Below are 23,313 nucleotides of genomic sequence, written 5' to 3'. Positions count from 1 at the left end.
TAAAGCAAAGTCTGCACATAAATTAGGTGCAGACTTTCAAGCATTAAGCAGTTGCTTCCATTTGTGATTGAACATAATTTTGTAATCCAAGCTTTTCGATTAACCCCAAATGCTGTTCAAGCCAAAATATATGATCCATCTCAGTATCATCTAACAGTTTTTGTAAAATCAAACGAGTTTCATAGTCTCGTTCTTGTTCACAAACGGCAATAAGGTTTTTCAAACTTTTTGCTACGGTTTGTTCGGCTTCAAGATCGTTGTTCAACATCTGGCTGACGTTATTGCCAATGTGTATTTTCTCCCTCGAAGCTGTGTCAGGGCTGCCTTCCAGAAATAAAATGCGTTCTATCAGAAGATTTGAATGAGCTAGCTCTTCTTCATATTCATGAGCGAGTTTTTGATGCAGTTTGTTGATACCCCAATCTTCATAGATTTTTGAATGTGCGAGATATTGATCCATTGACGTGAGTTCAAGGGTCAACTGCTTATTCAATAGGTCTATGACCTTATCATTACCTTTCATAGTATCCCCTTATTCTTCAAGATTAGATTGTAAATAGTTCTGAATACCGACGTTACTGATGAGTATTTGCTGAGTTTCAATCCAATCAACATGGTCTTCTTCGAATTCCAGAATCTCTTCAAGTAAATCACGGCTTACGTAATCATTTTCGTTTTCAAAAAGTTCGATAGACTCACGAAGAAGCTTTAATTGGTCCATTTGGAATGAGATATCACAAGCCAACATTTCTTCAGTGTGCTCGCCAATTCTCAGTCTCTCAAGATGTTGAAGGTTGGGTAAACCTTCTAAAAACAGAATACGTTCGATAAGTTTGTCTGCTTGCTTCATATCCTCAATCGATTTTTTGTAAGCTTTTTCATTGAGTTGTGAAAATCCCCAGTTTTTGAACATTCTAGCGTGTAAAAAATATTGGTTGATAGAAGTGAGCTCGAACGTGAGTACTTTATTGAGTGCAGACAGAATAGTCTTGTTTGTTTTCATAACAACAACCTTAAAAGACAAAGTAATAGAAAACGATACCTTCATTAGAGGGCGATACAGGGGGACTCTGCAAGACGATTTTCTTATAGCCAATACGTATATGTTATGTTTCAAAGAAAACAAAAATAAGAGTGATTCTTGTTGGAAGAGTTGATTGAAAATTAATCGTATTGTTAAGCGGTCAAAAATGAAGACAGTAGCCATAGAATCGTTCCATAGCTACTTATATTGGTTACTGTTTTTGGTAATACAGTAATGTTGAAGCGGTTAGTGTTAATCCATCACTCTCATAATCATATTCGAATACTATGCTGAATTACTTCTTATATTCCATAATCCAGTCATGATCAGGGTCATTATTAAATACCCAGCGACGATCAGGCCCTGCCATTACGTTCAAATAATAAAGCTCATAACCATGTGGCGCACCGACAGGGTGATAGCCTTTAGGAACCATCACCACATCTTTATCTTCAACACTCATGGTTTCATCTATGCTGCGGTCATCGGTGTATACACGTTGAAAGGCAAAACCTTGGCTTGGGTTGATTCTATGATAATAGGTTTCTTCAAGCTGACTTTCAGTGCTACCGTTATCTGTATCATGCTTGTGAGGCGGATAACTCGACCAATTTCCATCAGGAGTGATAACTTCAACAACCAATAAGCTGTCAGCATCGTTTTCACCGAACACGATATTACACACTAAACGTTCGTTAGTACCGTGGCCACGACTGATGTAGTTAAGCTGCTCAGGGGTAATTAGGCGAGCAGGGCGATCAGTTTTTGCTGGTGCTTTACAAACAGCTAATTCAAGATCACCAATCGCTTCTACGTTAACGGCTTGATTACGACCCACAAAAACAGCATAAGGCGGGGTGCGTTCGAATGGCCCTTTGCGAGCACCAATGTCAGTCCATTGTTGCTCACCAGACTGAACATTTGCTTTGCCGCCAAGGATTACAATACAAAATTCTAATTCATTGGATTCTTGAACCAACTGTTGACCGTCTTTTAATTCAAAAACTTCAAAACCAATATAATCCCAATTTGCGGATTCAGGAGTGATAGTTTGAATACTGCCATTTGCATCAGCAGATTGGGCTTTCGATAATAAGTAAGACATAAGTTAACCTTTTAAATCAACAGCAACAGCTTTTTTTGTTTTGAACGATTCTAATGCGGCCTCTGCTAGTAGTAGTGCATTTAAACCATCTTTTTCATCAGCAAGTGGCTTAGCATTTCCACGTAATACTTCGATAAAGTTATTAAGCTCTAATCGGTAGGCTTCCGCATAACGCTCTAAGAAGAAGTGCTGTGGTTTTGCGGTAGTTGTACCTTGATTACCGGTTACAATTAAGCCATTTTCCAGCTTGTTGTTTACTTGTAGCATGCCTTGTGAGCCAAAAGCTTCAATGCGCTGGTCGTAGCCATACACAGCACGACGACTATTACTGATTTGACAAAGTTTACCTGTGGCCGTTTTTAAAGTAACTAATGCCGTATCGATATCTCCAGCTTCGCCGATGGCATCATCAACAAGACAGCTGCCATTAGCGAAAACCTCAACAGGCTCTTCGCCTAATAACCAACGAGCCATGTCGAAGTCATGAATCATCATATCTTTGAATAGTCCACCCGATACTTTAATATATTCAGCTGGCGGAGGTGAAGGGTCACGACTGGTGATTTGAATGATCTCAGTTGAGCCAATTTGACCGTTTCGAATGGCTTGTTGTAGTTCGGCAAACATAGGATCAAAACGGCGATTAAAGCCAATAGCACAATGAACATTATTTTCTTTAACTGTAAGTAAGCAAGCTTGAACACGCTCTACAGTTAAATCGACAGGCTTCTCACAAAAAATATGTTTACCTGCTCGTGAGCTGCGTTCAATTAAATCAGCGTGAGTGTCAGTTGAACTTGCAATAATTACAGCATGAATTTCTGGATCGGCTAATGCCGTTTCAACATCAACGACAACAGCGTTCAATTGAGTTGCAACCTTTTCAGCGGCTTCAGGAAATACATCGACAACATATTTGATTTGAACATCAGGATTTTGTGCAGCGCAGTTAGCGTGAATAGTACCGATTCGACCAGCACCAAAGAGACAAAAATTAAACATCAGCATCATGCCTTTATTATTATTTATTGGAGCTAATGCTACGATAATAAAATTAACGTTTCAATGTTTGATTTATGAAATTTAAATTTCATTTTTGGCGTCATAACAAAAAAGCCCTAATCACAAATTTGATCAGGGCTTTAATTTTATATCTAAAACTGAAGAGTTAGAATATTGCTCTAACACCTAGCGTGAATCGACGACCGTTTTCTGTAATTACTGAGTGTAAGTCGGTAATGGTTCCATCGAATTGCTCTATTTCAGATTCTGTTAAGTTTACAGCGTCAAACGTAAGTGCAACATTTTCAGTTAAATCATATGAAGATGAGAAATCTAACTGACCATAATCATCTACTGATCTTGCTGAGAAAATAAACTTACTTGCTTGTAAGTAATCGCTTCGATAGTTATATGAAAGTCGGGCAGAAAACGCATTCTTCTCATAATAAGCAGTTAAGTTGACCGTGTTTTTACTTAAACCTTCAAAGTTAAACTCTTGATCTACTGAGCTGGTTACAAAATCTGAATCGAAAGCTGTTGAACTGTCGATATAAGTATAGTTTGTTACTACGCCAAGACCATCAAATGGAGCAGGGAGCATGTCGAAAGCTTGCTGATAAGAGAGCTCAAAACCTTTAATTTTTGCGCTTGCAGCATTGTCAGGAGAAGACAAAGTATCAAAAGTTGTCCCCAATACATCGACTTGATTTTCAACATTAGTAAATACAAAACCGCCTACGTCTTTGTAGAAAATAGCACCAGAGACTAACGCACTTTCAGTAAAGTAATATTCTAATGATAAATCGACGCTATCAGCGGTGAATGGATCGAGATCAGGGTTACCGCCAACACCACGTAATGTACCTGCATTAATGCTTAGGCGAGGTGCTAAGTCTGCAAGGTTCGGGCGTGTTAAAGTTCTTGCAGCCCCAAAGCGTAAGATTAAATCACTGTCTAACTGAAAGTTCACATTTAAACTTGGAAGAAAGTTTGAGTAAGAACGATTTACCGTTCTGAAATCACCTTCCGTAATTACCGTTTGAGTTGCTGTATCGACTGAAATACTGGTCGGGCTATTACCTCTTGCTGATAAATCTGTGTTGATGTAACGCACACCGAGGTTACCTGAAACAGCAACATCTCCTAAGTCGGTGTTGAAGTTTGTCATTGCATAAAGCGCAGTGGTGGTTTCAGTGATGTCGTAATAATCTGTTACGCGTTCATCTAAAGGTAGGCTACCTGCATTAAAAGTATCGATAACATTATTAAGATCAGGAACAATAAAGTTACCGTTACCATTGATTGAAATCTCCGAGTTAGAACCGTGGGATTGGAAATCAGCCAGAGTTAAACCAGCGGCATTATCGAATGCTGGGTGACCACCAGGAGCAAAACCGCTGCTGCGATACTCATGATTGACTTTGTTGCGTTCTGCATATCGAACACCAAATTTTACGCTGTCTAGAAAATCACCTTCAATATAATAGTTGAAGTCTAACTTTGCGGCGATTTCATCATCTTCTACTTCAACGCGACGAATATCTAACTTCTCAAAATCATAGATGCTGGCATCGTTCAAGTCAGCGCTGCTGGTGTAGCTTGGCATATTTGAACCAGTGTTTTGATAAGCAATAGGCGCATCACCCAAGAAGCGAGCTGAACTTAAGTCAAATTCAGATTCGGCTTTTGAGTAGGAAATGTCGCCATCAATACTCCAAGAATCAAGTTCCCATTTAAAGTTAGCACCAAGTGCGAGCGTATCGGTATTAGTGTTTGCCATTTCGTAAGCTGAAGCAACTTCAACTTCTTCGTTACCAGTGTTACCGCTTATTAGTTCGCCTTTTGATCCAACTGTCACGTCATATAGACGTAATGCACGACGGTTACGGCTTGTTATTGGGTTACCATCAACATCAAAACCAATGCCATTACTTGTACCTGAAGTCCAACGAATCGCTTGCTCACCTTGGCTACGGTTAGCGTCGAGGTTTGTGTATAAACCATCAAGAACGATTTCAAGGTTTTCCGTAGGAATAAATTGTAAAGAGGCATTTAAACCTAGGCGTTTGCTGTCATCTTCAAGTGAATGAAAAGCGTCTTCATATGGATACCATGCTTCAGGGTGATCTGGATTGGTAACATTACCGTCTGCATCTAGGGTTGGTGCGGTGTTTAAATCTTCAACCCCACGTTGTTCCCAGCCCCAAGTCCAAAAACGGTCACGTTCACTTGAACTTTTTGCATAGTTCGCAGCAAGCAAAAAACCAACAGTCCCATCGGCATATTGATCAGCAAACATGAATGAACCTTTTGGTTCTGTATTGCCTGATTGATCGTCATAAGCGCCTTGAACATTCGCTGCAATGGTTTGCTTATCAAAGTCCAAAGGACGGCGAGTTTTAATTTCGACTAAACCACCAACTCCTCCCTCTATTAAATCAGCTGTTGGTGTTTTATAAACTTCAAGACCTGATACCAATTCTGAAGGTAATACATTAAAAGCAAACTCGCGACTTGAGCCATTAAATAGAGCGACTGTACTAGGAGCATCAGTAAAACCAGATGTTAACAGTCGACCATTAACCGTTACAGGTGAAAACTGAGGGCCAAGACCACGAATAGAGATGAATTTACCTTCACCACCTTCACGTGTGATTGATATTCCTGAAATTCGTTGCAAAGATTCTGCAACGTTTGTGTCAGGAAATTTTCCAATATCTTCAGCATCAATAGCATCAACGATGTTATTAGCTGCTTTTTTTGTTGCTAAAGCTTTATCTAACGAGCCTCTGATACCACTCACAACGATTTTTTCGATATTTTCATCGCTGTTGTTAGTTTCTGCTGCATAGGTAAAGCTATTGTATGAGGTTAGAGCGGTTAAGATTCCAATGAGAACCTTATTCCTTTTCATGCTTGCAAGTTTCATATGTGTCTCTTTTTATATTTTAATTCTTGAAGAAAACATCTTATGCTTTAATAATTTCATTTATATTAAAATGAAACATTTGGTTCACTTTAAATATATTCTATTGTTACGAGGATGTAAATATTGATGTCGATGACTCTATGAAAAAAATCAGAATGTTGATGTTTTTGTTGAATCTGTAATGAATGACTGTGGACGTTAATTTGTAAAAACCAGGTAAATAAGGACCTACCTGGTTTTAGTATCCAAAGATGAATTTCTTAAGGCTTTCTTGTCAGGTACTTACACCAATCTGTACTCAAATTTGAATGCAGATTGTTATTATGATGTGCATTAAAAGCTTCCTTGCTTTTGTATTTTTCCACCAAAGGTTTGAGGTCGAGAAAAATCCTTACGATTAATGAAGTTAGCTTTAAAGCTGATAGCTTTAGTTAGATCTTCAAATGCATCAAAATCTAGATTATCTTCAATTTCCCATATATGGGTAATAATATTATGTTGATTTGCTGTACGAAGAATCGATTGAGCTTGTTTATCAGACTTCCACTGGATGTTGCCACACACAACCCAACTTGAATTTAGACTGGAGGTTTTACCAGGTTTCCCGTGTAATGTTAGCTCATTCGCTGTTGTAATATTTGGACATGGGAAACCAGATAACTTGCCATTAAAAGCACTGATTGCAGCATTATAGAAATCGGCAGTACCAGCGGTGTAAAAAATAATGATATCGCCCATTTTTTTCAAGTTTGTTGGTGATGGCCACCCTGATATCGAGATTGATTCTCTCAGCGCTAGCTTTTTATTGTTGTTTTGTTTTTGACTCCAATCTAACAACATTTTAGGTTGGATGATTTTATTATTTTTAAATGTCTGATTTAGCGTTAATTCAAGCTGTTGCAAATCCTCTACTTGCCAATTTGCAATATCCTTTAAATCCATGAATATGACGACTGGATGATGTGTATCATTCTTGTTTAGCCAATTATTCACAGAGGATAAGCAGTCAATTAACGAGCCATTCGTTGTGTTGGGAGTACAGCTATTTTGATTGCTGTATCCCTCATGAGAAACATAGTCGTTCCCTGAATTTTTTTTATTAAAAATATCAATTTCTAATGTTGTATAACCTTTTTGTAGCAAGTCGATTAATCCTGCTCTACTATTTTTCCCGAGCATATTTTGATATGAATTATGGGGCATCATAGAGTAAGTATTTTGCAAGGGCTGAGACATGTAGCCATTGTCAACGTCTGTAGCTTTTGCTGATGTTGTAACTAACAGCATCAATAGAGATGCGGTTAGTTGCAACAAATACTGAAAGTTTTCTTTTTTAAATATCATGCAGGAACTCCTTGTTCCTTCTCTTTATCCTGTGCTTGCTGTTGCTCTTTTTTTAAACATTGCTTCTCATAGATTTTGAAGAAAGGGTAATAAATCAAAATATTAAGAGCAATGATACTTAGACTCAAAACAATGGCACGGAAGTCACCACCAGTTGTTAAAAACGCACCGATGGGTGACGGGGTTGTCCAAGGAGCAATGAGGAACATTTTTCCTACTAGTCCCGCATCAACAATGATGTAAGCAAAAGCGGCATTAAACACAGGTGCTAAGATGAGAGGGATGAAAAATGTAGGATTTAGCAGCATAGGTAGCCCGTAGTACACAGGTTCACTGATTGAGAAGATAGCAGGAACAATTCCGACTTTACCAATTGCCTTCATATGGAGTGAGCGGCTCCAAAGTAGAAGAATAGCTAGCGCTAAAAGTCCACCTGTTGCGCCATGCACCACATAAAAATCCCAAAATGAATTGGTCACAATATAAGGTAACTCTTCACCAGCTTGCTTTGCAGCAAGGTTAGCAGCCATATTTGTCAGTAAAAATGGTGTCCATAATTGCATTAAAATGAGTGAGCCTGGAATACCCGCAAACAACATTACATGGGTGACAAAAGTGAATAACATAATCGCATAGATGGAATCACTGGCTTGTACCAACGGTGCAAGCCAATCCATCATTAACTTGGGAATTGGGTTGCCGAAAAAGATCTCAATATATAAGACCGCAGGGTAGATCACTAACATGACCATAACTAAAGGGATGACCATGTTTAAGGAATTAGCAACTGGATCGGGAATTTCCTTGGGTAATCTGATTTTTATGCCAACTTTGTCGAGAAAACGTGTGAACTCAACAGTGAAGAAAGCAAAAAACATCGCAGGAATTAAACCACTACCACCCAAGTAGCTGATTTGCATGTACTCATCTTTGTATGGCGCACTGACTAATAAGAAGGTCATTATTGAAAGTAAAGCGGCCGACATCGGTTCTCTGCCGTAGGCTTTGGCAAGCTTATAAGCAATAGTTCCTGACACAAAAAGTGCGATGGCATTAAATGAAAATTGAAATAAACGCCATAAATGCACATCGATTTTTTCGAGCGTTGACAACCAAACTTGACCAACGTAGTAAGTCGTATCTTTATCGAACGGTGGAAATAATAGAATGAGAATAAAACTGCCGACGATTAAGAAAGGGAGAGTTAAAAGGAACCCCTCTCGCATGGCGACGATATATGGATGATGCTCCATTTTCTCGCCAATCGGTTGAATTCTTCTTTCCATAAATTTGCTGAAGCTATTTAGCCATTGCATGACGTGCTCCTTTATTTTTATTATTTTTCATTCAAAAGTCCGTTTATCAGTTTTTGTTATTTGTTATCGAATGTATCTGAGCGTAGGGCCAGATAAACAATAAAAAAATGCCCCACAAATTGTGTGTGAGGCATTTAATAATATTAATATTCAAGTTCAACCATTTGATGACCATTGACCTTTGGAATAGTGAAGCAGGCTTTATTCTGTTTAAATTCAAATGCAATTGATGTGTTTTCAGGTACAAGTTTGACTGATTTAACCGGGTTTTCAGTTTCAATTTCAACGTAGGTATCATGAACGGGCACGGTGTCTTCAAGCACTAGAATATCTTTACATTTCGCTTCAGGAACATAATAAAGCCAATGAGCAACATAACGATTAAGAGTTGGTTGATGATTCAATGTTGCAATCATCGATGCTGGACCGTTATGGGTTAACCTTGCTGTGCAAGTAAGTAATTCTATGGCATTCAAAACCAGTTTCTTTACCCAATAAGGTGCGCTGTGAGCGTATTGCTTAAACACCGGGTGAGTAAAGTAAACAACATTGCCATTTTGAACAATCGCTGGGTGCTCTGGCTTCGTATTATCTACGGGCGCATGCATGTGTGAGCAGTAAGTACGACCTTGACGATTGAAATAAGGTGAATGTGCACTCGCAAGCACTTTGCTGCCATTTGTTGGCTGGACTTTTGATGCCGCTAAATACATGACATGTTCAGTCGATGGTAAACCTTGACCAATTTCATCTTTAGGGATAATAAAGTCAGGCGCATGATCGGCTCGACCTTGGTAATTGACACCAAACATTTCTGAAACAAAAGCAGATTTATCAGCGTTAAGCCCTGATTCATGACTCGCGATGATTTTACCGCCTTGCGAAACAAAAGTTTCCAATTTAGCACTTAAATGTTCAGTAACGATAATTTCGTCGGGTAAAATTAAAAGCTTGTAGCCAGAAAAATCAGCATGAGAATCAATAATATCAAACAGCTGATTTCCTTCGGATAGAATGCGATACAAACCTTGAAGAGAAAGCGCTCGGTCATTTTCATTAATAATCTGACGTTCTTCCTCTGGATGCAGTATACCAATATCCGTGATGGCTTCTGCATCTACACACCAAGGTTCTTTTTGTTTTACTTGAGCGTAAACATCACCAATTAATTTATAGGTTTCAGTGCAAAGTTGACCGCTTGGTAGAATTTGATCACCTATTGAACATTTAGCATTCAGCGCCAGCATATGGAAGCATTCATACTCCAAAGCCGTGTGAGACTTGTAGGAGTGAAAATCCCCCCAATGAGTATGAAATTTTCCTGTCATTCCAAGTACATCAGGTGTGAGTGTACGTGAGTAGCGTGCAACAACAGGAAAGTGATCATATCCCCAACCGCCAGTAGGCAGAGATTCAACTTCTAAATGCGAATAAGCTTCTAGCACATTTCGAGTGTCAGGGTTTACGTGACCTTCGTTATAAAAGGTTTCGCACTCTGGTTGAATATCTTGAATAAAAGCAGTGATATCACGTTTAAATTCGTGGATCATGCTCGTTGCGAAAGTAATTCTGTCTTGGTAACTGGCAGGGTTTAAGCCTTGCTTAATAGTATCCTGTCGGCAGTATTGGCAAGAGCATTCGTTAACTTTTACGATATCTAAAAAAATGCCATCGCAATTGAATGTTTCGAGCAATTCTCTCAAATGCTGCTTTAAATAATCACGGTAAGGTGTATTTACACATAAGTCTCTACGGAAAGTCGCTTCGTAGGGCGATACAGTAGGGCTGCCATTTTCATCGACTCTCAACCATTCAGGGTGACGTTCTGCGGAATATTGGTCCCATTGCACTGTAGTATAAATAGGTACTCTTATACCTCTTGAGTGCAACTCTTCTACTTGTTCTTTTAATAAATTCTTATTGCTTAAGTTTGGATGAATCACCTCAGGCATGATTTCTGAATCATAGTACAACCAACCGTGATGGCAGCGTGCAAAACAGGTAATAGAGTTTATGTGTGCGGCTTCAATTTGATCCGCAAATTGTTTTGCTGAAAATTCTGACGCAACATTAGGGATAAACTCACTGATGTGACAATCTAAATGTACTTGACGAAAAGGCAGTTGAGACATCGAATACTCCATTTTATAAATTATTATTTGTCCAATTTCGACGTAATCATATTAAGGTTTTTTATAAACCTTAACTTACTGGGGTAACCCCTTTTTTCAAAATGATATTACTGTATTTGTTGGTATCACCGGTCGCAAGAATAGCAAATGCATTCTTACTTTTGTCATAAAAGTCAAAGCGCTCAACAAAATCAATGTTCACAGAGAAAGATACATGAGCATCTAATGCTTTTTGATAACACTCTATTACTTCCGGAACTAAAGCATCACCGACTACTGGTGCCATCATAGTTACAGGCGACTCGACATAATTGTCTAACTCAAATAACGGAAGAATGGCGTTTAAAAGGTCGTCTATGCGCAGCCCATCTGCTCTTAATACCGTGTTATTACAAGTGCTAGATGGGAAATGTGCGTCTGCAATGACAATTTCATCACCATGTCCCATTTCGTATAGCAATGCTAATAAGTCAGGGCTTAGGAGAGGAGATATACCTTTTAACATGGTTTTACCGTATGGAAATCATTTTTTCGTAGGTTAATACATTCATTTTAGAAAATAAAGGAATAAAAATTCTAAAAAAGTTAAGAATAAAATTTTATTTTCATTTTGAGTGGGATAGAATCAATGATAATTAGGATATATTTATTGAAATAATCATCAAAAGTTGGACTTTAATAATAATGAAAAATTTCTTTACCCCAGACTTCCCTGATGTCGATGATTTAAGGCTACGAGCCAAGTCTAGAATGCCTAAATTTGCTTTCGATTATTTAGAGGGTGGATGCAACTCCGAATACGGAATAAAAGAGAATAGAAGTGCATTACAATCAGTTAAATTACGCAGCCATCTATTAGCGCCTACACCGTCTATTTCTACCAAAGTTGACTTGATGGGACATACCTATGACTTCCCTTTTGGTATTGCTCCTATAGGTTTACAAGGGCTAATGTGGCCTAAGGCACCAGAAATTTTAGCTAAGGCGGCATACGACTTAAATATTCCATATGTATTGAGTACAGTTTCTTCGGCAAGCCTTGAGACCATCGCTGAAATCTCAAATGGTCAGGCTTGGTTTCAACTCTATAATCCAACGGATAGTGATATTCGGTCAGACTTATTGAATCGAGTAAATATGGCTGGTTATTCAGTTTTGGTTGTTACCGTTGATGTGCCTACCTTTGGTTTTAGACCTAGAGATATTCGAAATGGTTTATCAATGCCGCCTAAGATGAGCATGAGCAATATCATGCAAATGATGTCTTGCCCAAGGTGGTTAATGGAAACGGCAAAGGCTGGAAAGCCTGAAATGCAATCATTAAAGCCGTACATGCCCAAAAATATGCCTGCATCACAATTAGCTGCATTTATGAATAAGACTGTGATGGGCAGTGTCGATTTTGAAAGTTTAAAAGTTCTTAGAGATGCTTGGAAAGGAAAGCTTGTAATTAAAGGGCTTATCAACCCTATGGATGTTCGAGCCTCTGTTGAGTTGGGTGCTGATGGAGTTGTGCTTTCTAATCATGGAGCAAGACAACTTGATTGTGGTGAGTCGCCAATGAGCGTATTAGCAAATATAAAGCAGCAATACGGAGATCAAATTAGCGTCATGATGGACAGCGGTATCAGAAATGGGCCTGACATTGCGGCGGCTATGGCAACAGGTGCTGATTTCACTTTCCTTGGAAGACCTTTTGTCTATGGAGTCGCTGCACTAGGTAAAAAGGGCGCTTACCACACGATAAATACATTAAGAATGCAATTAGAGCAGGTAATGGGTCAATTGAAATGTAGTACTCCCTCAGAATTAACAAAAACAATAATAACTGAATAACTTTTAGGAATTCAAAATGAGTTTAACGATGCAAGGAAAAACGGTACTAGTTACGGCTGCTGCACAAGGGATTGGTAAATCAAGTGTACTTGCGTTTGCCAATGCTGGTGCAAAAGTTTATGCCACCGATATTAATGAACAATTGCTAAAACAAAGCTTTGCTGAGTCAGAACTAGATATTCATCCGCTGGTGCTTAATGTTACAAATAATCAAGCAATTCAAAATATTGCAGATGATATTGAGCGTTTAGATGTGTTATTTAACTGCGCTGGTTTTGTTCACAACGGCACGATTTTAGATTGCAGTGAGAAAGATTGGGACTTCTCATTTGATATTAACGTAAAGGCAATGTATCGCATGATCAGCGTCTTTTTGCCAAAAATGCTAAAGCATGGAAACGCCAGCATTATTAATATGTCTTCCGTTGCAAGCTCCGTGAAAGGTGTACCGAATCGATTTGTTTATTGTGCAACGAAAGCAGCCGTTATTGGTTTAACGAAGTCAATTGCAGCTGATTATATTTCTCAAGGGATTCGTTGTAATGCAATTTGTCCGGGCACCGTGGAATCACCTTCATTAGAACAAAGGTTGATAGATTCTGGGGACTATGAAAAAGCTAAGGCTGAATTCATTGCACGTCAGCCAATGGGGCGTATCGGTAAAGCTGAGGAAATTGCACAACTGGCTTTGTATTTGGGATCAGAAGCATCGGCTTATACCACTGGTCAAGCTCATGTCATTGATGGCGGTTGGGCTATTTAATCCTCTTACCAATAAACAGTTCCGCAGTAAGCGGTATCTTCATATAAGGAAGTAAAATGAAACTCTTAAGATACGGTGAGCCTGGTCAAGAGAAACCAGGAATATTAGATAACAACAATAACATTCGCTGCCTTTCATCGGTAATCAACGATATTGATGCGGCCTCTATTCAAAATCTTTCTGCACTCGCTGATTTAGATATTGAGTCACTGCCTATTGTTAACGGTTCTCCAAGAATGGGTGCTTGTGTTTCAGGTGTTGGGAAGTTTCTATGTATTGGTTTGAACTATGCCGATCACGCTGCTGAATCAGGCATGCCAGTGCCAGCAGAACCAGAAGTTTTCAGTAAGTTTACCAGCGCAATTTGTGGCCCTAATGACGATATTATTCAACCTAAAAACAGCGATAAATTAGATTGGGAAGTTGAACTGGCCATCATTATTGGACAGAAGGCTAATTATATTTCTGAAGATGAAGCCAATGATGTTATTGCAGGCTATTGCGTTTGTAATGATGTTTCAGAAAGAACATTTCAATTAGAAAAAGGCTCACAGTGGGATAAAGGGAAGGGTTGTGACACCTTTGGTCCTATTGGTCCTTGGTTGGTTACTAAAGATGAAATCGAGGATGTTGAGAATTTATCAATGTGGTTAGAGGTAAATGGCCATCGTTATCAAAATGGTTCAACAAAAACCATGGTTTTTAAACCAGCCTTTATTGTGAGTTATTTGAGCCAGTTCATGACATTAAATCCGGGTGATGTAATTACAACAGGTACTCCACCTGGTGTCGGTTTAGGCCAAAAACCACCGATATATTTACAACAGGGTGACAAAATTCATTTAGGCATTGAAGGCTTAGGTGAGCAGAAGCAATTAGTTGTAAGTGTGTGATCATTCTTTGAATTAAGTTCCCATGCAAGTGAAAGCACACATTCTGATTATGCTTCCTGAGCACAATACTGCGTTTCAGAACAGGTCACATAGAGTAGCTATGCGTCCCTTAATGCGCCTTGCATTGCACTCATCTATTGAACCGATTGCATTTGAATGAGTACTTAGAACAATAATAAAAAGGACAAAGGATGAGTTTAGTAAAAAGAAAGGTAGGTAAGTCTTCTCTTAAGGTTGCTGAATTAGGGTTTGGCTGTGCCCCAATTGGTAACTTGTATGCAGCAATGCAAGATAGCGAAGCTGAAAATGTGCTTCAAGCCGCTTGGGAAAGTGGGCTACGTTTTTATGATACAGCCCCTCATTATGGACAAGGTTTAAGCGAAAGACGTTTAGGCGATTTTTTAAGAAGTAAACCTGCAGAAGACTATGTCATTTCGACTAAAGTTGGTCGACTTTTAAAGCCTGCGGGATATGCAAAAGAAAGGCATGGATTTAAAAGCTCAATGCCTTTCGATTTTTGTTACGACTACAGCTATGACGGGGTAATGCGGAGTTTTGAAGATAGCATTCAAAGGCTAGGACTTGATAAAATCGATATCTTATTAATGCATGATATTGGTCAACTCACGCATGGTGAAAATCATCAGAAGCACTTTACTGATGCAATGTCAGGTGGTTATAAAGCGTTAGATGAATTACGTGCACAGGGAGTTGTTAAAGCAATTGGGTTGGGCGTAAACGAATATCAAATATGCGAACAAGCTATGGATAATGGCTATTGGGATTGCTTTCTGTTGGCGGGACGATACACCTTACTCGAGCAAAAATCTTTAGAGTCTTTTTTACCTAAATGTGAACGAGCGGAATCGTCAGTGATCATAGGTGGCCCTTATAACTCTGGTATTTTAGCAACAGGAACACAAACTCAAAGCCCGCTTTATTATGATTATGCTCCAGCATCAGAGCCAATCATTAACAAAGTGAAGCAAATAGAGCAGTTATGCCATGAATTTTCAATACCATTGCCAGCCGCTGCGTTGCAGTTCTGTATTACTCACCCAAGCGTAATTAGTGTCATTCCAGGAGCAAACTCCGCTGATTTAGTGCATAAAAATAGTGAACTGTTCTTAAAGTCGATCCCTCAAGAATTTTGGCATGCGATGTTAGTGCAAAACCTAATCTCAGAAAAAACTGCAGACTATTTGCCTTTAGGAGGGCGTTATGTCGTTTAAAGTCATTGATGCTCATCAACACTACTGGCAGTTAAGTCGAGGAGATTATGAGTGGCTAACACCTGACTTAAAAGTATTGTATCAAGACTATTTACCGAAGGATCTCGATGTTCATCTGAATAATCATGATATTGAGAAAACCATTTTAGTTCAGGCAGCTCCAACAATCGCAGAAACCAATTTTTTATTAATGTTGGCCTCAAAAGTAGACTCGATTGCTGGTGTCGTTGGTTGGATTGATATGGAGTCAGATAACGCAATCATTGAGTTGCAGCTTCTATCGCAAGACCCTAACTTCAAAGGGATACGTCCAATGCTTCAAGACATTGACGATTCAGACTGGATTTTGACCCCTAAATTCGAAGCGATATTTGAATTATTGGTCAAATTAAATTTAAGTTTTGATGCGTTAGTTTTGCCAAAACATTTATCTCAACTGCTTATTGTTGCTCAACGCTATCCTCAATTAAAGATCGTGATTGATCACGCTGCGAAACCTGACATTGCTGGTGGGCACATGCAAACTTGGCAATTAAACATGCAAGCCCTTTCTCAGTGCGAAAATGTATTTTGTAAAGTATCAGGCTTGTTGAATGAAGCGTCACCTAATGCTGAGTTAAAGGAGTTACAGCCATATTTAGCCGTTTTGTTCAATGAATTTGGCACTAAACGTTTAATGTGGGGCAGTGATTGGCCAGTGTTGAATATGGCTTCAAATTATCAAAGCTGGTTGGAAATGATAAAAACATATGTAGCTGATTTAACTTTGCCTCAGCAGCAGGAAATTTTTAGAAATACAGCAATTCAGTTCTATCGCTTGGAGGATAAAGCATGACATCAATTACAGACAAAAGGCTCGTGTTACTCCATGAGCAAGACAATATTTTAGTGTGTTGTCAGCAGTTAGATGACGGCGAGCACATTATGCTTGAAGGGGTAGAAGTAGAGCTTAAACAAACGATTCAAGTGGGTCATAAGTTAGCGAGACTTGATATCTCTAAAACTGAAAAAATCATTAAGTACGGTGCTGAAATTGGTTCCGCTAAGACTGATATTAGTTTTGGGGAACATGTGCATCTACACAATTTGAAAAGTGATTATATTCCTAGCCATCAGCGCTCTGGTTTAGTAAAGGACGAGGCTTAAGTAATGAGAGCATGGTTAAGAAAAGATGGAAAAAAAGGGATTCGCAACGTTATTGTCGTTGGGTACTTGGTTGAGTGTGCGCACCATGTCGCTCAGCGTATTGTTCATAAATTTGACGATCATGAAGTCCATTTGATTGGATTCCCAGGTTGTTACCCGAATGATTACGCATTAAAAATGATGAAAGCGGTTTGTACTCATCCTAATGTTGGTGGTGCTCTGTTGCTTTCATTAGGTTGTGAAGGCTTCAATCGAGAAGAGTTAGAACAACATATCAAACAGAGTGGCCGACCGGTAGAGACGCTAGTCATCCAAGAAAATGGAGGAACTTTTAATACGATTATTAAAGGGATTGAGAGCGTTAAAGCATTAAAACAAGAACTAGTAAAAGTACCTAAAACTAGAATCAATATTGATGAGCTGGTTGTTGGAACGATTTGTGGTGGTTCAGATGGTACTAGTGGTATTTCAGCCAATCCAGCGGTCGGCTATTGCTTCGATAGATTAGTTGCTGATAATGCAACTTGTATTTTCGAAGAAACGGGTGAACTTATCGGTTGTGAGCAGGTTATGAATAGCCGTGCAGAAACACCTGAACTTGCAGATGAAATTGATAAATGCTTAGAGAAAGCGGCTAATTATTATGAAGTGCTTGGATATGGCAGTTTTGCGCCCGGCAACGCAGAAGGAGGCTTAACCACGCAAGAAGAAAAGTCAATGGGCGCTTACTGTAAATCGGGTGACTCCAAAATTGTTGGGTTAATTAAGCCGGGCGATGTTCCAGCAACGGGAGGTTTGTACCTTCTAGACGTCGTTCCTGACGGTGAAGTGCGCTATGGCTTTCCAAACATCTCTGATAACGCTGAGATTGTTGAAATGATTGCGTGTGGTTGCCACTTAATTCTATTTACTACCGGTAGAGGCTCAGTGGTTGGTTCAGCTATTTCACCAGTAATTAAAATCTGTGCTAACCCTGAGACCTATAAAAAGATGGTTGGAGATATGGATATTAATGCTGGAAAGGTACTACGGGGTGAAGGAACACCACAATCTGTTGGTGATGAAATCTATGATTTAATTATGAAAGTGTCAGCTGGTAAACCAACTAAATCAGAAGCCTTGCAACATCAAGAGTTTATTTTAACCTACAAGCACTTCGAGGAAATCGGGCCAAGCTGCTTACCTTGTTCTAGATAAGTTAGAAATAGTGAACTACAAAACTAAAACGTAGTTCACTATCTTCTGTATTTCCCTATAGTTTTTCGTTTGGAAGTAACGCCATAATCTTTTTAGCAATCTCTGTATTGTTTTGCATTCCACTGAATTTTTCTGATTTCACACCGTGTGCGAATACTTGTACATCGACAGCTGTGTGATCTGTGGTTGTCCAGCCAGTATTACTTTCGGTATTAATGACGTCACGAATTGCTTTTAAAAACTTTTCATCATCATTTTTAGCCGCTACGAGATAAGCCCATTGGTTTTCATTTGGCATGAAGCCTAAAAATTTCTGTAAACTGGCTTTCCATTGTTTATCAGCTTTTAGTTTTTCGACCATTGTTATTGGGCTGATAGAAATATTTCTAATCACCTGTGGGTGCCATGCTTTTAGTCCATTTGCACCAAGTGTTAACCCACCGGTGTCGTGGTCAGCTGTTACCACCATTAAAGTGTCTGGGTTATCATTAACAAAGTCTTTTACTACTGAAACCGTTTGAGCAAATTCATCCATTTCACCCATAACGGTAGCAATATCGTTAGCATGCCCAACCCAATCGATTAAGCTTCCTTCGACAAGCAGTACAAAACCTTTATCATTCAGAGAAAGCAGTTCTAAGGATTTGGCGGTTAAACGACTTAAGTGATTTGAACTTGAGTTGTTAATTGCCCAAGGCAGTTGTTCTTCAGCAAATAAACCTAAAACCTTTGATGAGTTAACACTATCTAGATTGTCTGTTTTATTTACGTAGTTGTAGCCATTACTCTTAAATTGTTTGATCAGCTCAGGTGAGAAGTATTTTCTTCCACCACCTAAAATTACATCAGCACCGGAATCAAGGTATTGCTCTGCAATGGCTTTATAGTCGCCTCTTTTTTCAATGTGAGCTAAAAAGCTGGCCGGAGTTGCATGCGTTACTTGTGAAGAAACAGCGATGCCAATGGCTAACCCTTGTTCTTTTGCCATTTCTAATACGCTTTTTACTGGCTTTTTATTTACATCAACACCAATTGCACCATTGTAAGTTTTGACGCCTGAAGCCATTGCTGTTGCCGAGGCAGCTGAATCAGTAACATAACCGCTGGATAGATCTGGATGTGTAGTGGACATGCCAACCAACATATCATCGAAAATAGTACGTTCAAGTCGCTCAGTTGCAGGGTTGTCTTTGTAATAACGATAAGCAGAGGTATAAGCTGGCCCCATTCCATCGGCAATCATTAAAATTATATTCTTTGGCTTATCAGTGTCGTTGGCAGCAAATAAAGACGATGAAGCTAATAGCAAAGCAGAAGATAGGGCAGAGAGATACAGTCGATTTTTCATTTAATTTTCAACTTATAATTTTAGTTTTAAGTGAATATAAATACTAACAGAATAGAGTATTGTCTGGAATGTTTATTCCAATAATAACTAGTTGAAATTAAAGGGTGTAAAAAGGAGGTCGAAAGTCGGTAAAATTAACAAAGGAAGAGTTAAAATCAAAGTTATATGGCTATTGTAGAATGAATTGTATATCATTTAGAATTCAAATTTCATAAGTGGTCTCAAAAACGAGTTTCATATAACTCAACAGCCACTTGGTATCCCAAATAAAGGAAACTTATGCCTGATAATGCTCTAAAAGCTTATGAAAATCTCATTGCAAATATTGAAAAAGAGTTTCCAAACTTAAGTAAGAGACTTAAAGATATCGCAAGTTTTGCACTAGAGCATCCGACGGCAATGGCGCTAGAGACGGTGGCAAAAATTGCGAATGATGCTAAGGTGCCGCCATCGGCGTTGATTCGTTTTGCAAAAGCTTTTGGTTATTCTGGTTTCACAGAAATGCAGCGCATATTTCAGGTGTATGTTACAGCTCACACTGCCAGTTATAAAGAGCGCATCAGTAATGACATGGTTAAAGCTGATTTAAACGCAGGTGATTCGCCATACGGATTAATGCAGAAATACTGCCAAGAAAATATTATTTCATTACAGCATTTAGAGTTGGGCATTTCCCCCAGCAGCTTGGAACAAGCATTGGGTTTAATAAAAGAGGCCGATCATATTTATGTTTGTGGTCAGCGTCGATCTTTACCTGTCTCGACGTATTTAACATACACATTAAGTCATGCAGGTTGTAAGGTGCACTTACTTGATGGACTTGGTGGATTACTAAAAGAGCAATGTTCTGCCATTTCTGGAAAAGATTTATTAATCGTTACCAGTTTTCACCCATATTCGGCAGAAGCATTGGAAGTGATAAACCATGTATCAACGAGCAAAACGCCATATATTGCTATTTCTGATAACGGGTTTAGCCCAATATCACGCAACGCTACAGTAGCCTTTACTGTTCATGATGCGGAAGTGCATACATTCCGTTCACTATCAGCAACGATGATTTTGGCGCAGACCTTGGCAACGAGTTTAGTATTTAATGGTGAGTGATAAATAACTCATTATAATTAAAAAAAGCCGCTTAAATTAAGCGGCTTTTTGATACTTTACCCGTTTAGAATTTCACATTCATACCTAATGAAAAGCGTCTTCCATAATGGTCAATACGACCACCACGAATTTCATCTTCAAAATATGATTTAATTGTTTCATCGGTTAAGTTTACGGCTTCAAGAGAAACATTGATTGAATCAGTAATTGAATAAGAAATGCTTGCATCTAATGTACCGAAATCAGCTTGTACTTCATCAGCAACAACACCAACACCGTTCTTAACTAAGAACGAATCACGCCAGTTATACGATAAGCGAGCACCAAAATCATCTGTTTCATAAAATGCGACAAGGTTATAACTATTCTTAGATAAACCAGCAATGGTTTGTTCTTTTAGCACTTCATTTTCAACAGCTTCAACTTTACTGTCTACATAAGTGTAGTTAGCTTGCATGCCTAAACCGTCAAATGGCGCAGGTAGCGAGGTAAATACATGTTGAAAGGCTAACTCAAGGCCTTGAATATCACCTTCCCCTGTATTTGACGGAGCACTTAAGGTTACATCAGTACCATTTACATTAAGCAGTTGCGCTTGAGTCGAAATAAAAGTCGTGATGTCTTTATAGAATATTCCTGCAGATGCATAACTTGAATCATCGAAATACCATTCTAACGATGCATCGTATTGGAATGCTTCATATGGATTAAGGTTTGGGTTACCACCTTTAGCGGTTGGTGAATCAGTACTAAACGTGAGACCCGGTCTTAAATCTGGCAGTGAAGGTCGAGTCATTACTTTTGCAAATGCAAGTCGTAGAATTAAATCTTCTTCTAACTCAAAGTTAATATTTGCGCTTGGTAGGAGCTCAGTATAAGTATTTTTGAAATCTACGCTAACAGGCTCGCCGTCAATAATACTTGTACCCATTGGATTTTGCTCAGTACGAACCACTCGGAGTCCTAAGTTACCAAAGAATGGTAAATCATCGGCAGACTCAAAATTTGCTTGGACGTAAGCTGCGTAAACCTTTTCTTTAACTTTATATGAGTTTCTTTGATCACCTGTTGTCAAAGGTTGATTTGTTAAGTCATTACCAAAAAATGTGCTATGAAATGCGTCGCCACTTGGTACTGCAAAGCTGCTTGGGTAATTACCAGAAATACCAGAACTAAAGTCGCTTACTGGAAATTTATCAAAAAACTCGCTATCGAATATTTCACCGCTAATGCCATCAGAGACTCTAATATCACGACGGTTGTATTCACGTTCACGATCTCTGAGACTAAGCCCAAACTCTAAGCTTGAAAAAGTCCCATCAAGGTAGCGTTCAAAATCTAGTTTTAAACCGTTATCTTTATCACTGGCTTCGATTGTTCGATACTCAATTCTACGGCCAGGGAAATTATTGGTATCGGTAATATCAACTGGGAAGCTAAATTGCGGAGCTGAGTTGTAACCGCTGCTGTAATTAAAACCTACGGCCTGCTCTTTTAACCTTAAGCGAGTACGTTTGATAGGATCAGAGGTTTCACTATCCGCTTTTGAAAGGCTGATATCAGCTTCAACACGCCAGTCATTAAATGACCATTCGTTATTAATCCCAATTGTGAATGAATTATGATCAGATTCAGAAGACTCCCTAGAGAGTTGCAACCCAGTACCGTGTGCAATACCTGAAATTAACGAGTTACCTTGAACTACAGCGTTAGTTACATCGCCACCTAGCTCAATATCCATACCGATTTCATCAAAACCAACAACGTAATTCGACCATAATATGTCGATATTCATTTCATGCTCTTGACTGCTGCGCCATTGAATTGCAGATGAAATCGACTTTCTTTCTCTGTTTTGGCGTTCTAAAGTAGGGCGGTTCCGTTGTGGTGCGAATGCATCTTCTAATGATGGCTCTCCATCAGCAGCGTTTAATGCACCTTGTAACCAACCAAAGGTAAATGCACGGTCTTGGCGAAGTTCACGCTCAGAATAGGCGCCAGAAAATAAAATACCAAAATCTTGTTCATCATTAACCCAGTTATACAAACCTGAGATTTTAGGGTCGACACTATCAGCTAAATCTGAATAGCTACCTTTTACTGACACAGATCCTGAGTTCGATAATTGCAATGGACGGAATGTTTGAATATTCACAATACCACCGAGAGCACCTTCTTCCATACTTGCTGAAGGAGATTTTACAACTTCTAATCCAGAGATAAGCTCAGAAGGCAGAATATCGTAGCGAAATTGACGTCCAGTTTGACCACTGTTTTCTACATTTTCATTTACCGCAATGCTTCGACCGTTGAGTTGAGTTACCTGAAATGATGGGCCAAGACCTCGGACACTCACACCAAGACCTTCGCCTCTATTTCTATCAATTTGAACCCCTGGAATTAGCTGAAGCGCTTCAGCTACATTTTCAGTTGGGAATTTACCAATATCTTCAGCAGAGATAATGTCAGTTATGGTAGGTGCATCTTTCTTTAGTTCTCGTGCACGAGATAAACTGTCTGAATAGGTACCAGAGATCTCAATTTTTTCAATTTCTTCTTTCGAATTTTTACGCTCTTCCGCCACTACAATTTGTGTTTGTGAAAAACTTAAAGCAGAAGTAATAGCCAATGCAAGAATAGATTTGTTGTATGACATTTTCCATTTGTCCTTTATTTTTTTTAGAAAATTTATATAAAGTTAAAACGTTAACACTAAAAAATTCCATGAATGATAATATAGAATATTTATTTCAATTGCATTACATAATTGTAATCTAATGTTGATAGAAATATTTTTTGTGTTTTTATTGATACGAAATTGTAATCAGCGAGTGGATCTGTATAGCGATGTGTATTTGAATTGAAAGTGTGTTTGGTTTTTTCGAAGTGGAATGTCGCAAGTTGTATACTGCTGAGTTCTTTTGAGCTGAATTCTTTAT

The 23,313-nt window shown here is 38.8% G+C and carries 19 protein-coding genes; 8 read left to right on the top strand and 11 right to left on the bottom strand.

Translation table 11 applies throughout. From position 1 onward, the window contains the following. Positions 1-43: 43 nt before the first annotated feature. From bfr (AC1EU2_RS09715) to fucU, 9 genes are all read right to left on the bottom strand, one after another. Positions 44-523, bottom strand: coding sequence for a bacterioferritin (gene bfr, locus AC1EU2_RS09715; RefSeq protein ID WP_480298080.1), 480 nt, complete (start codon positions 521-523; stop codon positions 44-46). A gap of 9 nt (positions 524-532) precedes the next feature. Continuing rightward, a complete protein-coding gene (gene bfr, locus AC1EU2_RS09710) occupies positions 533-1,003 on the bottom strand; it encodes a bacterioferritin (protein ID WP_480298079.1) in 471 nt (156 codons plus the stop codon). A gap of 316 nt (positions 1,004-1,319) precedes the next feature. Further along, positions 1,320-2,129 (bottom strand): 5-deoxy-glucuronate isomerase, encoded by an 810-nt coding sequence (gene iolB / locus AC1EU2_RS09705; protein ID WP_480298078.1) that lies wholly within the window; start codon positions 2,127-2,129, stop codon positions 1,320-1,322. Between the two features lie 3 nt (positions 2,130-2,132). Continuing rightward, on the bottom strand, positions 2,133-3,131 hold the full coding sequence (gene iolG, locus AC1EU2_RS09700; RefSeq protein WP_480298077.1) for an inositol 2-dehydrogenase: 999 nt from the start codon (positions 3,129-3,131) through the stop codon (positions 2,133-2,135). Between the two features lie 166 nt (positions 3,132-3,297). Continuing rightward, a complete protein-coding gene (locus AC1EU2_RS09695) occupies positions 3,298-6,060 on the bottom strand; it encodes a TonB-dependent receptor (protein WP_480298076.1) in 2,763 nt (920 codons plus the stop codon). Positions 6,061-6,393: 333 nt separating this feature from the next. Then, positions 6,394-7,404 carry a phosphatidylinositol-specific phospholipase C domain-containing protein gene (locus AC1EU2_RS09690; RefSeq protein WP_480298075.1) on the bottom strand — a complete coding sequence of 337 codons (1,011 nt, stop codon included), beginning with the start codon at positions 7,402-7,404 and terminating at the stop codon, positions 6,394-6,396. Next, a complete protein-coding gene (locus AC1EU2_RS09685; protein ID WP_480298074.1) occupies positions 7,401-8,720 on the bottom strand; it encodes a PTS sugar transporter subunit IIC in 1,320 nt (439 codons plus the stop codon). The genes AC1EU2_RS09690 and AC1EU2_RS09685 overlap by 4 nt, the downstream gene beginning before the upstream one ends. Positions 8,721-8,863: 143 nt before the next feature. Next, the gene (locus tag AC1EU2_RS09680; protein ID WP_480298073.1) at positions 8,864-10,852 is read right to left on the bottom strand and encodes an alpha-amylase family protein; all 1,989 of its coding nucleotides are present in this window, start codon (positions 10,850-10,852) and stop codon (positions 8,864-8,866) included. A gap of 70 nt (positions 10,853-10,922) precedes the next feature. Next, positions 10,923-11,357, bottom strand: a complete 435-nt coding sequence (gene fucU / locus AC1EU2_RS09675) for an L-fucose mutarotase (RefSeq protein WP_480298072.1) — start codon at positions 11,355-11,357, stop codon at positions 10,923-10,925. A 179-nt stretch (positions 11,358-11,536) separates the two neighbouring features. Here fucU and AC1EU2_RS09670 point away from each other — a divergent pair, with 179 nt between their 5' ends. The 7 genes from AC1EU2_RS09670 to AC1EU2_RS09640 all read left to right on the top strand — a co-directional run bounded on the left by AC1EU2_RS09670 (position 11,537) and on the right by AC1EU2_RS09640 (position 17,919). Further along, complete coding sequence (locus AC1EU2_RS09670) at positions 11,537-12,688, top strand: alpha-hydroxy acid oxidase (protein WP_480298071.1); 1,152 nt, start codon at positions 11,537-11,539, stop codon at positions 12,686-12,688. A 16-nt stretch (positions 12,689-12,704) separates the two neighbouring features. Continuing rightward, positions 12,705-13,451 carry an SDR family oxidoreductase gene (locus AC1EU2_RS09665; RefSeq protein WP_480298070.1) on the top strand — a complete coding sequence of 249 codons (747 nt, stop codon included), beginning with the start codon at positions 12,705-12,707 and terminating at the stop codon, positions 13,449-13,451. Positions 13,452-13,507: 56 nt separating this feature from the next. Next, positions 13,508-14,344 carry a fumarylacetoacetate hydrolase family protein gene (locus AC1EU2_RS09660; RefSeq protein ID WP_480298069.1) on the top strand — a complete coding sequence of 279 codons (837 nt, stop codon included), beginning with the start codon at positions 13,508-13,510 and terminating at the stop codon, positions 14,342-14,344. Positions 14,345-14,535: 191 nt separating this feature from the next. Beyond that, the gene (locus AC1EU2_RS09655; protein WP_480298068.1) at positions 14,536-15,576 is read left to right on the top strand and encodes an aldo/keto reductase; all 1,041 of its coding nucleotides are present in this window, start codon (positions 14,536-14,538) and stop codon (positions 15,574-15,576) included. Continuing rightward, a complete protein-coding gene (locus tag AC1EU2_RS09650; protein ID WP_480298067.1) occupies positions 15,566-16,411 on the top strand; it encodes an amidohydrolase family protein in 846 nt (281 codons plus the stop codon). The genes AC1EU2_RS09655 and AC1EU2_RS09650 overlap by 11 nt, the downstream gene beginning before the upstream one ends. Next, a complete protein-coding gene (locus AC1EU2_RS09645; protein ID WP_480298066.1) occupies positions 16,408-16,722 on the top strand; it encodes a UxaA family hydrolase in 315 nt (104 codons plus the stop codon). Before AC1EU2_RS09650 ends, AC1EU2_RS09645 begins: the two co-directional genes overlap by 4 nt. Positions 16,723-16,725: 3 nt before the next feature. After that, complete coding sequence (locus AC1EU2_RS09640; RefSeq protein WP_480298065.1) at positions 16,726-17,919, top strand: UxaA family hydrolase; 1,194 nt, start codon at positions 16,726-16,728, stop codon at positions 17,917-17,919. Positions 17,920-17,974: 55 nt separating this feature from the next. On the opposite strand, the gene AC1EU2_RS09635 is transcribed toward AC1EU2_RS09640, so the two are convergent. Further along, positions 17,975-19,267, bottom strand: coding sequence for an alkaline phosphatase (locus AC1EU2_RS09635; protein ID WP_480298064.1), 1,293 nt, complete (start codon positions 19,265-19,267; stop codon positions 17,975-17,977). A 279-nt stretch (positions 19,268-19,546) separates the two neighbouring features. Here AC1EU2_RS09635 and AC1EU2_RS09630 point away from each other — a divergent pair, with 279 nt between their 5' ends. Beyond that, a complete protein-coding gene (locus AC1EU2_RS09630; protein ID WP_480298063.1) occupies positions 19,547-20,374 on the top strand; it encodes a MurR/RpiR family transcriptional regulator in 828 nt (275 codons plus the stop codon). 64 nt (positions 20,375-20,438) lie between these two features. Here the strand turns inward: AC1EU2_RS09630 and AC1EU2_RS09625 are convergent, their stop codons facing one another. Further along, complete coding sequence (locus AC1EU2_RS09625) at positions 20,439-23,030, bottom strand: TonB-dependent receptor (protein ID WP_480298062.1); 2,592 nt, start codon at positions 23,028-23,030, stop codon at positions 20,439-20,441. Positions 23,031-23,313 lie beyond the last annotated feature (283 nt).

The organism is Parashewanella sp. 2304DJ23-3 (assembly GCF_056591695.1).
This window is presented reverse-complemented; position numbering and strand designations above follow the sequence as displayed.

Excerpts from the sequence above, each read along its gene's own strand:
- bfr (WP_480298080.1), bottom strand. The coding sequence starts at position 523 with ATGAAAGGTAATGATAAGGTCATAGACCTATTGAATAAGCAGTTGACC.
- bfr (WP_480298079.1), bottom strand. The coding sequence starts at position 1,003 with ATGAAAACAAACAAGACTATTCTGTCTGCACTCAATAAAGTACTCACG.
- iolB (WP_480298078.1), bottom strand. The coding sequence starts at position 2,129 with ATGTCTTACTTATTATCGAAAGCCCAATCTGCTGATGCAAATGGCAGT.
- iolG (WP_480298077.1), bottom strand. The coding sequence starts at position 3,131 with ATGTTTAATTTTTGTCTCTTTGGTGCTGGTCGAATCGGTACTATTCAC.
- AC1EU2_RS09695 (WP_480298076.1), bottom strand. The coding sequence starts at position 6,060 with ATGAAACTTGCAAGCATGAAAAGGAATAAGGTTCTCATTGGAATCTTA.
- AC1EU2_RS09690 (WP_480298075.1), bottom strand. The coding sequence starts at position 7,404 with ATGATATTTAAAAAAGAAAACTTTCAGTATTTGTTGCAACTAACCGCA.
- AC1EU2_RS09685 (WP_480298074.1), bottom strand. The coding sequence starts at position 8,720 with ATGCAATGGCTAAATAGCTTCAGCAAATTTATGGAAAGAAGAATTCAA.
- AC1EU2_RS09680 (WP_480298073.1), bottom strand. The coding sequence starts at position 10,852 with ATGTCTCAACTGCCTTTTCGTCAAGTACATTTAGATTGTCACATCAGT.
- fucU (WP_480298072.1), bottom strand. The coding sequence starts at position 11,357 with ATGTTAAAAGGTATATCTCCTCTCCTAAGCCCTGACTTATTAGCATTG.
- AC1EU2_RS09670 (WP_480298071.1), top strand. The coding sequence starts at position 11,537 with ATGAAAAATTTCTTTACCCCAGACTTCCCTGATGTCGATGATTTAAGG.
- AC1EU2_RS09665 (WP_480298070.1), top strand. The coding sequence starts at position 12,705 with ATGAGTTTAACGATGCAAGGAAAAACGGTACTAGTTACGGCTGCTGCA.
- AC1EU2_RS09660 (WP_480298069.1), top strand. The coding sequence starts at position 13,508 with ATGAAACTCTTAAGATACGGTGAGCCTGGTCAAGAGAAACCAGGAATA.
- AC1EU2_RS09655 (WP_480298068.1), top strand. The coding sequence starts at position 14,536 with ATGAGTTTAGTAAAAAGAAAGGTAGGTAAGTCTTCTCTTAAGGTTGCT.
- AC1EU2_RS09650 (WP_480298067.1), top strand. The coding sequence starts at position 15,566 with ATGTCGTTTAAAGTCATTGATGCTCATCAACACTACTGGCAGTTAAGT.
- AC1EU2_RS09645 (WP_480298066.1), top strand. The coding sequence starts at position 16,408 with ATGACATCAATTACAGACAAAAGGCTCGTGTTACTCCATGAGCAAGAC.
- AC1EU2_RS09640 (WP_480298065.1), top strand. The coding sequence starts at position 16,726 with ATGAGAGCATGGTTAAGAAAAGATGGAAAAAAAGGGATTCGCAACGTT.
- AC1EU2_RS09635 (WP_480298064.1), bottom strand. The coding sequence starts at position 19,267 with ATGAAAAATCGACTGTATCTCTCTGCCCTATCTTCTGCTTTGCTATTA.
- AC1EU2_RS09630 (WP_480298063.1), top strand. The coding sequence starts at position 19,547 with ATGCCTGATAATGCTCTAAAAGCTTATGAAAATCTCATTGCAAATATT.
- AC1EU2_RS09625 (WP_480298062.1), bottom strand. The coding sequence starts at position 23,030 with ATGTCATACAACAAATCTATTCTTGCATTGGCTATTACTTCTGCTTTA.